8 protein-coding genes are annotated in these 12330 nt (G+C 67.8%); 5 read left to right on the forward strand and 3 right to left on the reverse strand.

From position 1 onward, the window contains the following. The first annotated feature begins 32 nt into the window (after positions 1 to 32). Together ACX80O_RS08050 and ACX80O_RS08055 are read left to right on the forward strand one after the other, a co-directional pair. A complete protein-coding gene (locus ACX80O_RS08050; RefSeq protein ID WP_459333154.1) occupies positions 33 to 1628 on the forward strand; it encodes a SulP family inorganic anion transporter in 1596 nt (531 codons plus the stop codon). Beyond that, the gene (locus tag ACX80O_RS08055; RefSeq protein WP_459333119.1) at positions 1618 to 2028 is read left to right on the forward strand and encodes a pyridoxamine 5'-phosphate oxidase family protein; all 411 of its coding nucleotides are present in this window, start codon (positions 1618 to 1620) and stop codon (positions 2026 to 2028) included. Before ACX80O_RS08050 ends, ACX80O_RS08055 begins: the two co-directional genes overlap by 11 nt. Here ACX80O_RS08055 and ACX80O_RS08060 read toward each other — a convergent pair. Beyond that, entirely contained in the window at positions 2025 to 4883 is a 2859-nt protein-coding gene (locus ACX80O_RS08060; RefSeq protein ID WP_459333120.1) for an FAD-binding and (Fe-S)-binding domain-containing protein, read from the reverse strand. The genes ACX80O_RS08055 and ACX80O_RS08060 overlap by 4 nt on opposite strands. A 174-nt stretch (positions 4884 to 5057) precedes the next feature. On the opposite strand from ACX80O_RS08060, the gene ACX80O_RS08065 reads away from it, so the two are divergent. Genes ACX80O_RS08065 through ACX80O_RS08075 form a run of 3 tightly spaced genes read left to right on the forward strand, consistent with a single transcriptional unit; the run spans position 5058 to position 10143 of the window. Further along, the gene (locus tag ACX80O_RS08065; RefSeq protein ID WP_459333121.1) at positions 5058 to 6464 is read left to right on the forward strand and encodes an MFS transporter; all 1407 of its coding nucleotides are present in this window, start codon (positions 5058 to 5060) and stop codon (positions 6462 to 6464) included. Between the two features lie 5 nt (positions 6465 to 6469). Then, the gene (locus ACX80O_RS08070) at positions 6470 to 8629 is read left to right on the forward strand and encodes a molybdopterin oxidoreductase family protein (protein WP_459333122.1); all 2160 of its coding nucleotides are present in this window, start codon (positions 6470 to 6472) and stop codon (positions 8627 to 8629) included. Continuing rightward, positions 8626 to 10143, forward strand: a complete 1518-nt coding sequence (locus tag ACX80O_RS08075) for an FAD-dependent oxidoreductase (protein WP_459333123.1) — start codon at positions 8626 to 8628, stop codon at positions 10141 to 10143. Before ACX80O_RS08070 ends, ACX80O_RS08075 begins: the two co-directional genes overlap by 4 nt. Positions 10144 to 10155: 12 nt before the next feature. On the opposite strand, the gene ACX80O_RS08080 is transcribed toward ACX80O_RS08075, so the two are convergent. Then, positions 10156 to 11277 (reverse strand): uroporphyrinogen-III synthase, encoded by a 1122-nt coding sequence (locus ACX80O_RS08080; protein WP_459333124.1) that lies wholly within the window; start codon positions 11275 to 11277, stop codon positions 10156 to 10158. After that, the gene (gene cobA, locus ACX80O_RS08085; protein ID WP_459333125.1) at positions 11274 to 12329 is read right to left on the reverse strand and encodes a uroporphyrinogen-III C-methyltransferase; all 1056 of its coding nucleotides are present in this window, start codon (positions 12327 to 12329) and stop codon (positions 11274 to 11276) included. The genes ACX80O_RS08080 and cobA overlap by 4 nt, the downstream gene beginning before the upstream one ends. Between the last annotated feature and the right edge of the window lies 1 nt (position 12330).

Raw genomic sequence — 12330 nt, forward strand, 5'->3', positions numbered from 1 at the left:
TTCTGCAGTCGATCCAGTCCCTGTTGCCCAGCATGCGGGACTACGCCCAGCTGCCGCGCACCTGGAAGGGTGACCTGATTGCTGGGCTTACCGTAGGCATCGTCGCGTTACCACTCGCGCTGGCGTTCGGGGTCAGTTCAGGGGCTGGCGCTGCCAGCGGCCTGATTACCGCTGTGGTGGCTGGTCTGGTCGCGGCAGTCTTTGGCGGCTCCCATGTTCAGGTCTCAGGGCCGACCGGAGCCATGGTTGTGGTGCTGGGCCCAGTCATCGCGACTCACGGAATTGAGGCTCTGGCCGTAGTAGGTGTTCTGGCCGGGCTGATCGTGATCGCCGCGGGCGCCCTGAAGCTAGGGCGGGTCGTATCCCTCCTACCGTGGCCGGTGATCGAGGGATTCACCCTCGGGATCGCCATCATCATCTTTCTCCAACAGGTGCCAGCAGCTTTTGGCGTCGGCGCGGGGCCCAGCAGTAACGCCGCAATATCGGCCATCCAGGCCCTGTCAACCGCTCCCCTTTCGGGTTATCTGGCAGCGGTAGGGCTCGTCACGCTAGTCATCGTGATCATGATCGTAGCGCCGCGCATCCACTCCCGGATCCCTGGATCCCTTGTCGCGATTGTGGTCGCGAGCGTTATCGCCGAAGCCCTGGCCATGCCGATCGCGAGGATCGGTATTCTCCCCAGTTCCCTGCCTGCACCATCCGTCCCCGGTTGGGACTGGGGACTGATTGTCGTGCTCGCAGGCCCTGCGGCGACTATCGCCGCCCTGGCAGCGATCGAGTCGCTGCTGTCGGCGCGGGTGGCAGCTTCGATATCGGATACGGGGCCGTACGACGCCGACCGTGAACTTTTCGGCCAGGGCTTGGCGTCCGTGGCATCCGGGGTGTTCGGGGGTATGCCGGCCACCGGCGCGATTGCCCGCACTGCAGTGAACATTCGATCGGGAGGACGTACCCGGGTCGCTGCGGTCACCCACGCGATCGTCCTGTTGCTAGTGGTCTATCTGGCCACCGGCCCGGTGTCCCGCATTCCACTTGCCGCGCTCGCGGGTGTCCTGATGGTCACTGCGGTGCGGATGGTCTCCATACCTACCCTGCGCAGCGTGATTGGGTCGACCCGCGGGGACACCATTGTCCTGGTGGTCACTGCCGTTGTTACCGTCTCGCTCGACCTGATTCAGGCGGTGGGAATCGGAGTTCTTGTGGCCGCCTTCTTTGCGCTGCGATCCCTGGTCAAGTCCAGCGGTGTCCACCGTGAAGAGATTCCGGGCCCGGGCCAGGACGGGGACTCCCGGATTGCCCTCTATCGTCTTGACGGTGCCCTATTTTTTGCGGCTGCTGAACGTCTGCTGGAACGTATCAGCGACATCAGCAACGTAGACGTGGTGATCCTCCGCATGTCCCAGCTGCAGGCACTCGACGCTACCGGCGCACGGGTGATCACCGATCTGGTGACTGCTCTTGAGCGACGCGGCATCACTGTCCTGATCAAGGGAGTCCAGGACCGACACCTGGATCTGATCACGAAAGTCGGAGTCCTGGAGTCATTGCGTCACCAGAAGCACCTTTTCGCCACACTGGAACCAGCGATTGACCATGCGCGCAGCCACGTTGCCCGTGATGCCCGATGAATCACGCCGCAAGCACATTCACGACGGCGGCGTGTACTTCCGCACCTCAGAGGATGGAATGATCGCCCGGAGCCAGCTGACGCAGGCCACGTTCCAGCTCGACCACATCGACCTTGCCGCTCGCAGCGGATGGACCGTTCTGGTCAACGGGCCCGCTAACCGGATCACCGACCCAGCCCTTCTGAAACACTCTGGGGCAGCCGTGCGGACGAGCCCTGGGCGCCGGGCCAACGCAACGTCTTCTTCGGCATCAGCCCGCGAAAAATCAGCGGCCGGCGACTCCTCCCCGTGCATTAGAGCCCCCATAACCCAACTGGCTGGTGCTACGGTCCGTCTGGGCGTGAAGCACGGTATGAGTTCGTACTACCGCGCGGTCGGGCCAGGACACCGACCCAACTAATCTCGGTTCGCCGGGTCCAGCAGCTGCGCCAGGTGGATACCGCGGCGGTCGCTGAGATCCTCCAGTTGGGTCCGGCAGGAGTAGCCGTCGGCCAGCACGACGGCGTCGTCGGCCGCCACCCGCACCGCCGGCAGGAGCTGCTGCTCGGCAACGGCTACCGAGATCTCGTAGTGGCCGCGTTCCACGCCGAAGTTCCCGGCGAGGCCGCAACACCCGCCGAGTTTCTGGAGCGTGGCGCCGGCATTCTCCAGCAGTGCCGCATCGGGGCTCCAGCCCATCACCGCATGGTGGTGGCAGTGCGGTTGCGCGACGACGGTGGTTCCCGCCAGCGACGGTGGCGTGTAGTTCGGCGTCTGTGCGAGGAACTCAGCGAGGGTATGAGTGGCGCCGGCAACCTGTCCGGCGGCATCGTGTCCGAGCAGCTCGACGGCGTCTGACCTGAGCACCCCCGTGCAGGAGGGTTCCAGGCCAACGATCGGAATACCCTGCTCCACCGAGGCGCCCAGCACGTCGACGGTGGAGCGCAAAATTCTTCGAGCCGAATCGAGCTGACCGGTGGAGATCCAGGTCAGGGCGCAACACACCGGTGCGTCGGGGATCCTGACCTCGTAGCCTGCCGCTTCCAGCACCCGCACCGCTGCTTTTCCTACCTCCGGTGAGAAATTTTCGGTGAACGAATCCGCCCAGAGGAGCACCGGCGGTCGGTCTGCGGATGGTGTGGTGGAACGCTCGTTGAACCAGGCGTGGAAGGTCTGCGGTGCGAAGGCCGGGATGGAGCGGCGCTGGTCGACCCCCGCCAGCCGCAACCCCAGCTGGCGTGCACCAGGCAGCCGCACCAGGGCATTCACGAGTCTCGGGGCGATCGACGCGAGTTTCGCCCAGCGGGGCAACCACCCCAGTGAGTAGTGCGCGGCGGGCCGGATTCTGTTCCGATAACTTTGGTGCAGCACCTCCGCCTTATACGCGGCCATGTCGATCCCGGTTGGGCAATCGGAGGCGCACCCCTTGCAGGAGAGGCAGAGGTCCAGGGCTTCGTGCACCTCGGGCGCCCGCCAGTTCGGCGTCCCTCCCTTCGCCCCGGTGATGCTGCCGCCGGTCACGCTGCCGTTGATCATTTCCTGCAGGACCCGGGCCCGACCCCGGGTAGAGTCCTTCTCTTCGCGCGTCGCGAGGTACGAGGGGCACATCACCGAACTGTTGTCAGCGTGCGACGCCCGGCATAACCCCACTCCGGTGCACCGGTGGACCGCCTGACTGAAGTCGCCGTCGTCGTCCAGATACCCGAAACCCAATCGCGACCGCAGCGGCCCCGCCTCCGCCACCCGGACGTTGACGTCCAGCGGAACAGGATTCACGAGAATGCCCGGATTAAGGATGTTGTCCGGATCGAGAATGCCCTTGACCTTCCCGAACAGCGAGATGGCCGCGGGAGAGTACATATAGGGCAGGAGCTCGCTACGGGCGCGGCCATCACCGTGCTCCCCGGAGAGGGACCCCCCGTAGCGGGCCACCAGCTGCGCCGCGTCGGTGAGGAACGCGCGGAACACTGTGGTGCCGTGGTGCGCCAGCGGGAAATCGAGGCGGATGTGCACGCAGCCATCTCCGAAGTGCCCAAACGGGAACCCGGTGAGATGGTGGGCCAGAAGCAGTTCGTCGAACTCCCGGAGGTAATCGCCCAGCCGTTCCGGTGGCACTGCGGCGTCTTCCCAGCCCGCGTGGGCGGGCGCTCCCGTCGGCGACCGGCCGGCCAGTCCGCCGCCGTCCTCGCGGATCCGCCACAGCGCCAGCGCCTCCCGCGGGTCGGTGATGATCCGTGCGTGCCTGGCCTCGGCGATGGCGCTGAGGCGTCCGGCGCGATCGGCGACCTCGACGGCGTCGTCCCCGGAAATTTCGACGAACAGCCAGGCTGCACCGCCGGGCAGTTCGGGTACCGCCTGCGGGCCCTTCCGGGTGCGGACCACCTCGACGATCCGTGAATCTAGGCCCTCGCAGGCGGTGGGCTGGAACGGCAGGACGCTGGTGACGGCGTCGCCGGCGTCGCCAATGGTCTCAAACCCGAGCACCACCATGGTTTTATGCGGCGCGTCGGCGACCAGCCGCACTCCCGCTTCAAGCACGACGGCGAGGGTGCCTTCGCTGCCCACCAGCGCCCGCCGCAGGTCGAATCCGCGTTCCGGAAGGAGGTGTTCGAGGGAGTAGCCGGACACTTGTCGCCCGAAGCGCCCGAGTTCGGTGCGGATGGTGCTGAGCTCCGCGCCCACCAGCGAGCGCAGCGCGTCGGTTTCCGGCGAGGACGGCGTGCCATCCGCGCCGAGGTAGAGCCGCGCGCCGGACCCGGTGACGACGTCGAGGTGCGTCACGTTGTCGGCGGTCCGCCCGTACGCGAGCGCCCGGGACCCGCAGGCGTTGTTGCCGATCATTCCGCCGACGGTGCAGCGGGTGTGGGTGGACGGGTCGGGCCCGAACCTCAGCCCGCTTGCCAGCGCGACCTTCTGCACGGTGGCGTGGACGGCGCCTGGTTCGACGACGGCGGTCCGGCTCTCGGCGTCGAACTCGAGAACCCGGTTGAGGTGGCGGCTGAAGTCGATCACGACGCCGGTCCCGATGGAATTGCCGGCCAACGAGGTGCCGGCGCCGCGGGAGGTGAAGGGGATCCCGCGTTCGCGGCAGACCTCCAGGGTGGCGAGCACCTCGTCCAGATGCCGCGGGAAGACCACGGCGGTGGGCTGCACCCGGTACAGGGAGGCGTCGCTCGAATAGGCCGCCCGGGAGGTCGCGTCGGCCCGCGCGTCGGAAACGCCCCGGGCGTGGAGTTCGGAAACCAGGGAGGTGGGGGCTGTGAGCGTCGTCGCCATGAGTAACATGTTACTCACCGTTCAGGGTACGCGTGGTCCAGTCACATAAGTTCTCACAACACCGTGCACGCCCGGATAGGTGAACGTCACGAGGCGTTTACGTGGCACGCCACGAGTGGAAACGCGGACTCCGTACCGTCAGGGGAAGTAGCAACACCAACCCTGGAGGACTCTGTGAGCATTGACGAAGCATCACCTTTGGCCCTGAGCGCTCCACCCGCCGCGACCGCACCACCCCTCGCCCACCGGCCCGGCCGCTGGATCGACAACTGGGACGCCGAGAACACCACGCAGTGGAACACCGTCGGAAAACCGATCGCCAAGCGCAACCTGCAGTGGTCCATCGCGTGTGAGTTCCTCGGGTTCGTGGTCTGGCAGCTCTGGTCGATCGTCGTCGTCTACTTGCCCGCGGCCGGCTTCACCTTCTCCACGTCGCAGATCTTCTGGCTGATCTCGATGCCGTCGCTTGTCGGAGCGACCCTCCGCATTCCCTACACCTTCATGGTGCCGCGGTTCGGCGGCAGGAACTGGACGGTGGTCTCCGCCCTGCTCCTCCTGATTCCCACCATCGGCCTTGCTCTCTGCGTCTCGAACCCGGACACACCGTTCGGTGTCATGCTCGCCGTCGCAGCGCTAACAGGGTTCGGTGGTGGCAACTTCGCCAGCTCGATGGCAAACATCACCTACTTCTACCCGACCAGGGAGAAGGGCTGGGCGCTGGGCCTCAACGCCGCGGGCGGCAACCTCGGCGCCGCCGTCGCGCAGCTCGTGGTTCCCATCGTCGTCGCCCTCGGCGCTGCCGCTACCCTGAACCTGCCGGTAGCCGGACTGTTCTGGGTGCCGCTCATTGTCGTCGCGGCCGTCTGCGCCTGGAAATATATGGACAACCTCTCGAACGCGAAGAGCGACATTGCGGGCTCCCTGGCAGCCCTCCGCGAACCGCACTTCTGGATCATGGCGCTGCTCTACATCGGCACCTTCGGCTCGTTCATCGGGTTCGCCGGAGTCTTCCCGAAGCTCATCGTCGACTCATTCCCCGCCTTCTCCACCCTCCCGATGGGACCGGTCACCCTGTCCCTGGCCTTCCTCGGCCCGCTGATCGGTTCCCTCGCCCGACCTTTCGGTGGACGCCTCGCTGACCGGTTCGGTGGAGCGCTCATCACCGTGGCAGCCTTCGCCATCATGGCCGCGATTGCCCTCACGGTCGTCTGGACTCTCCCCCTGTCCAACTTCTGGCTCTTCCTTGGCCTGTTCCTCGTCCTCTTCGCTGCGGCAGGCATGGGCAATGGCGCCACCTACCGGATGATCCCCGTGATTTTCGCGGTACGGGGGGCCCCGGCGGGGCAGACCGACCTGCGAGAATCAGTCAGCACGGCACGTCAATCCGCAGCAGCGCTCGGTCTTATCTCAGCGATCGGCGCCTACGGAGGCTTCCTCATTCCGCAGGTCCTGAACGCGTCGAAGGGGGCCACGGGCAGCTATGACACTGCCTTCTACGGTTTCGTCGGCGGGTATGTGTTGATGCTGATTGTCACCTGGGTCTGCTACCTCCGCCGGTCCTCCACCCTCGGGAAGGTCTAGCCGAAATGGATCAGGCCAGCACCGGACAGCCTACCCACTGCCCCTACTGCGCGCTCCAGTGCGCCATGACCGTCACCGCCTCCACCACCGGCAGCGGGGCCATTGTAGCGGGGCGCGATTTCCCCACCAACCGGGGTGGGCTGTGCCGGAAGGGGTGGTCGGCCGCCGATCTGCTCCGCCACCCGGACCGCCTAACCGCGCCGCTGCTCCGCGGCAGCGACGGCGTGTTGCGGGAAGCCGCCTGGGCTGATGTCCTGCAGCTCATCAGCGACCGTGTCCGCTCCATCCAGGCGGACAAGGGACGGGACGCCGTCGCGGTGTTCGGCGGCGGCGGCCTCACCAACGAGAAGGCCTACACCCTTGGCAAGTTCGCCCGCCTCGCCCTGCGCACCTCCCGCATAGACTACAACGGCCGGTTCTGCATGTCGTCCGCTGCGGCAGCCGGGAACCGGGCGTTCGGCGTCGACCGCGGTCTCCCCTTCCCCCTCGAAGACCTCGACGCTGCCTCAGTGATCCTCCTTCTCGGCTCGAACGCCGCTGACACGATGCCGCCCTTCGTCCAGCACCTCCGCGGCGCCCAAGCGGCGGGCGGGCTAATCGTCGTCGACCCCCGGCGGTCCTCGACGGCCCACCTCACCGATCAGGGCAAGGGCATCCACCTGCAGCCCACCCCCGGCACTGACCTTGCCCTCCTCCTCGGGCTCGCCCACGTGGTGGTCGCCGAGGGCCTGGAGGACCGCACGTTCCTTGACGAACGGACCACCGGGCACGACGACGTCGCTCACGGCCTCGCACGCTGGTGGCCCGAGCGCGTCCAGGGCCTCACGGGTGTTCCTGCAGCATCCATCCGCGCGACGGCACGGCTGCTCGCGCGAGGAGCACGCAGCGGTACCGACGGTGGTCCCGGCGCCTACATCCTCACCGGCAGGGGTATCGAACAACACGCTGATGGCACGGACACCACCACGGCGGCCATCAACCTCGCACTGCTTCTCGGGCTGCCCGGCACCTCCCACAGCGGCTACGGCACGCTGACCGGGCAGGGCAACGGCCAGGGCGGCCGCGAGCATGGCCAGAAAGCCGACCAGCTGCCCGGCTACCGAACGATTACCGATCCGGCCGGCCGCGCCCACATCGCCGAGGTGTGGGGAGTACCCGAGAACGCGATCCCCGGGCCGGGGCTTCCCGCCGTCGAGCTCCTCGCCGCCCTGGGTCGCCCGGGCGGAATCAGTTGCCTCTTTGTGCACGGGGCCAACGTAGCCGTTTCGGCACCGAACGCGGCGACGGTCATCGACGGCCTGCGCTCACTGGACCTGCTCGTCGTCTGCGACTTCTTCCTGTCCGAAACCGCGGCGCTGGCCGACGTCGTTCTTCCGGTCCTGCAGTGGGCCGAGGAGGAGGGCACCATCACCAATCTTGAGGGCCGCGTCCTCCGCCGCCGGGCCGCCGTGCCATCTCCGGAGGGCGCCCGCAGCGAACTCTGGATCATGCAGGAACTCGCCCGGCTGCTGGAGGCTCCTTCGCTGTTCAGCGAAGACCCCGAGACGATGTTCAACGAACTCGCCCGTGCCAGCGCCGGCGGCCTCGCGGACTACTCCGGACTCGATTACGACCTGCTCGACGGCGGGACAGCTGCCTATTGGCCCTACCCGGTGGGCAGCTCCGGCACGCCCCGACTCTTCCTCGACAAGTTCGCGCATCCGGGTGGGCGAGCCGCCCTGATCCGGGTCGCCCCGCAGGCCGCGACCACCCGCTCCCGCGTGCCCGCCCCGCTGCTTCTCGCGACCGGCCGCCTCCTTGAGCACTACCAGTCCGGCACCCAGACGCGGCGGGTTCCCGAGTTGCTGGCCGCGCGGCCTGGTCCCCGCCTGCAACTCCATCCCGCCACGGCAGGGGATCTCGGCATTGCCCAGGGTGATGCTGTCGTCGTCAGGAGCGAACACGGCGAAGCCCATGCCCTGGCGGATCTGACGGCCGACATTCGCCAGGACACGGTGTTCCTCTCGTTCCATTACGCAGGGGCGGGCAGTGTCAACCGGCTCACCGGCAGTGCGACCGATCCCGTCTCGGGCATGCCGGAGTTCAAAACAACCCCGGTCCGGGTTGCGGCACTGTCCGCCCCCACGCCCCGGTCATTGGCAGACAAGTTGGAGGTCAACGCATGAGCAAGCCCGAGTCTGGTGTTCCGGAGCGGATCGTCATTGTGGGTTTTGGCCCCGTGGCGGCCCGGCTCGTTGAGCATCTCGAGCCGCTGGTCGCCGCGGGAAAGGTCGCCGTCACAGTCATCGGCCAGGAGACGGACGCCGCCTACAACCGGGTGCTCGTCGCCGACGTTGCCGTCGGCCGTAGCCGTGAGGCTGCCATCGGGTTGGCCGACCCGGTAGGGTTGCTGGCCCTGGGCGTTGATGTCCGTCTCGGCACCCGGGTCACCCGGATCGACCGCCCATCCCGGCGGGTGCTGCTGGAGGACGGGAACGCGATCGATTATGACCGGCTGGTCCTCGCGACCGGTTCGCGCCCCATCCTGCCGTGCCTCGATGGGGTTGACGGTTCGCAGGCGTTGCCCGCCGGGGTCAGTTTCCTCCGTGATCTCGACGATGCCCGCGCCTTGGCAACCGCCCTGGCCTCCCGGGAACGGGTCGTGGTGCTGGGCGGCGGCATTCTCGGCATCGAGGCGGCCCTCGCCGCCGCCGAGGAGGGCGGCCGGGTCACTCTCGTGCACCATGGCCGCTCCCCGATGGAACGGCTACTGGGTGAAGGGGCCCTGGTGCTGGCAGCAGCGTTGCGCAATGCCGGGATCGTCGTCGTCGCTGGCACATCGATCGGGGTGCACTTGGTGGACGGTCGGTTCGCGGGCCTGAACCTCCAGGACGGGACGAGGGTCGACGGCGGCAGGCTCGTCCTCGCGTGCGGTGTGCGTCCGCGGACCGAAATCGCTGAGGGGTGCGGCCTCGACGTCGCCGACGGTGTGCTGGTCGATCACACGCTGCGCGCGGTTGACGCTGAGGGCATCTGGGCGATCGGGGACTGCGCCGAGGTGCGGTGCCGGGACAGTTCCTGCCAAATGTGCACGGCCGAGACCGCCCCGCAGGGGCTGATCGGTCCAGGCTGGCAGCAGGCGGACTACCTTGGCCTGGCGTGGGCAGCCGAATTCGCTGGTGCTCCAGCCTCCGCCGTCGGGCTTCCGAAGCGGCGCGACGCGATCCTGGTGTTGAAGGCCCGCGGCGTGGACGCCGTGACGGCCGGCGAGACGGACGTCGATCCCTGGGCCATTCAACCCGGGTTGGCTGTGGCGGTCTGGGCAGATCCGGGGCACGGACGCTACGTGAAAATGGTCACTCGCGACGGCGTCCTGACGGGCTTGGTCTGCGTGGGGATGCCACGGACGGGCGCCGAACTGGTCCTGCTTTTTGAACGCGGCAGTGAGCTCCCGGCCGACCGCTCAAGCCTGCTGCGGCTAGACAGCGCCGAGGGAGCGGTGGCGGCGATTCCTCCCGGACCCGATGCGACACTCTGCCGTTGCGCGGGCGTCACCCGGGGGACGGTGGCGGATTCTGTGGTGAACGGTTGCACGTCCGTTCCCGACGTCTCAGCCAGCACCAGGGCGGGAACGGGCTGCCGGGGATGCCACGAGGACATCAGGGCCGTGATCGAGCAGCACTTCGCCGTGGCGGTCTAGAACGGCGCCGGGCTAGACGTGCAGTCGGTACCCGCGCTTGACCACCGTCTCGATCAGTGCAGGATCGGGCAAGGATTTCCGCAGCCGGTTCACGTTCATATCGAGGGCATGGCTGCCACCGGTCCGGGCGAGGAGATCCACCAGAGCGTCGCGGCCGAGGACAGTACCCCTCGCGGACACGAGGGCTTTGAAGAGGACGAGCTGCGCCGGGGCGAGGTCTACCTCCACCTCGTTTACGCGGACGGCCCGGCCCCGCACCTCGACGCACCCTGACTGGGTGCTCAGTTGTTCCACGTAATTTTCCGACAGGTGGTCACAGACCAGGCGAATCAGCGCGCCCATCCGGAAGCGTTTCGGCACGAGGGGCTCAATTCCCGCCTCGATCAGCGGCTGGGCAGTGACCGGTCCGACGGCGGCCGTTAGGACGGTGGTGCGGAACCGCTGGATCAGTTCCGCGTGGAGGCCTTGCTCCGCAGCGGTACTGAACAGGGCGTCCACGGCAGGGGCGCTGGTGAAGGTCACGCAGTCCAGCTGGCCGGCGCAGATGGCCTCGATCAGGCGGGGCAACCGTTCGGAGCCCTCGGGTTTGACCCACCGATAGGGCGTGACGGTGAGGAGGGTGGCTCCGGCGGCCTGCAGCCGATCCAGTTGGTGGGCGTCGGCATACGCATGTAGCTGAACGCCAATGGTCAGTCCGGAAAGGTCCTGCTCCAGTAACTGGTCGACGAGGGTCCCCGTGGTCTCATCGGAACTGATGCCCGCGTCATCCAGGCCGGCGGCGCGTACCGCTCCCCTGGCTTTGGGCCCGCGGACGTAGATCCGGCCGTTCCCCAGCACCCCCAGGAGGTCGTCGCCCAGCCCGGCGGCGTCCGCGGCCTCGAACCAGCGGCGCATCCCGTAGGCGGTCGTGATGATGAACATATCCGGGCGGGCGGCCACCATGGCGGCGGTGTCGGTCAGCAACACCACGTCCTCCGCGATGGGCGCGATTTTCAGGGCCGGGGCATGGAACACGGAGGCGCCGCGCCGTTCGAGGGCGTCGATGAGGTCGCCCGAACGACGGTCGGAGGTCACTCCGATGCGGAAGCCGGCTAGCTGTTTGCTGGCTCCATCCCTGCGGATCGCCCCGGTCATGATGCCAAAGATTCGGTCAGGCGCGCGAGGTGGGCGGCGCCGCCCTGCAGCTCGAGTCCGACGCGCACCACCTCACCGATAATGAGGACTGCGGGTGACTGGCACCGGCTGACCCCAGCGGCTGTGACGATCGTCGAGAGAATCCCCGCCGTCGTCCGCTGGGATGGGCTATACCCGCGCTCGACGACGGCGACCGGCATGTCCTGCCGCATCCCGGCCCGGCCGAGTCCGGCCACCAGCTGCGGAAGGGTCGAGACGCCCATGAGGACCACAATGGTGCCGCCCAGCCCTGCAAGATGCAGGTGTTCCTCGTCGCTCAAGGGGGCATGCCCGGACACCACGGTAAACAGGTGGCTGACCCCGCGATGCGTGACCGGGATGCCCGCGGCGGCGGGCACCGAAATCGCTGAACTCACGCCGGGGACCACCCGGCAGAGGACCCGCGCCTCAAGACAGGCCGCTAGCTCCTCGCTGCCGCGGCCGAACACGAAGGGGTCTCCACCCTTGAGCCGGACCACGTGCCGTCCCGCACGGGCGTGGCTGACCAGGAGGTCGTTGATCCCGGTCTGCGGGACCCGGTGGTGGCCCGGCAGCTTCCCGACGTCGATCAGTTCCGCGGCCGGAGCGAACTCCGCAAGAGCCTCGGCGGGAGCCAGCCTGTCGTACAGCACCGCGTCGGCCTCCCGGAGGGCTGCCGCCGCGTCGAGCGTCAACAGCCCCAACGCGCCAGGGCCGCCACCAATGAGAGTCACCTGGCCCGTGTCTGACGGCGACGCCTCCCGGGTGAGAAAAGTGCCGGCGGTGCGGCACCGCTGCCGGAGAGCATCCCCGGCCGGGTTCGGCCCACCGGTGGGCACCCCGGTTAGGGGTGCCCCTTCCATGACAACGACGAGCGCCGCGCCATCGAGTACGCGTGCTGTGCACCCGTCCGGATCGGTACACCGCTCGACGACGGCCCCCGCGGCCCGGTACCGCGCCAGGGCCCGGCGGGCGGCCCGCTCACTGCCGATGACCACTACGCGGCGTCCAGACACATCAATATCAAGGTGCACG

This window comes from Arthrobacter glycogeni (assembly GCF_054511155.1).

Bases quoted from the DNA above. Each gene is read 5' to 3' on its own strand.
- ACX80O_RS08050 (WP_459333154.1), top strand. From the start codon at position 33: ATGCGGGACTACGCCCAGCTGCCGCGCACCTGGAAGGGTGACCTGATT.
- ACX80O_RS08080 (WP_459333124.1), bottom strand. From the start codon at position 11,277: ATGACCGGGGCGATCCGCAGGGATGGAGCCAGCAAACAGCTAGCCGGC.
- ACX80O_RS08055 (WP_459333119.1), top strand. From the start codon at position 1,618: ATGCCCGATGAATCACGCCGCAAGCACATTCACGACGGCGGCGTGTAC.
- ACX80O_RS08070 (WP_459333122.1), top strand. From the start codon at position 6,470: ATGGATCAGGCCAGCACCGGACAGCCTACCCACTGCCCCTACTGCGCG.
- ACX80O_RS08075 (WP_459333123.1), top strand. From the start codon at position 8,626: ATGAGCAAGCCCGAGTCTGGTGTTCCGGAGCGGATCGTCATTGTGGGT.
- ACX80O_RS08060 (WP_459333120.1), bottom strand. From the start codon at position 4,883: ATGGCGACGACGCTCACAGCCCCCACCTCCCTGGTTTCCGAACTCCAC.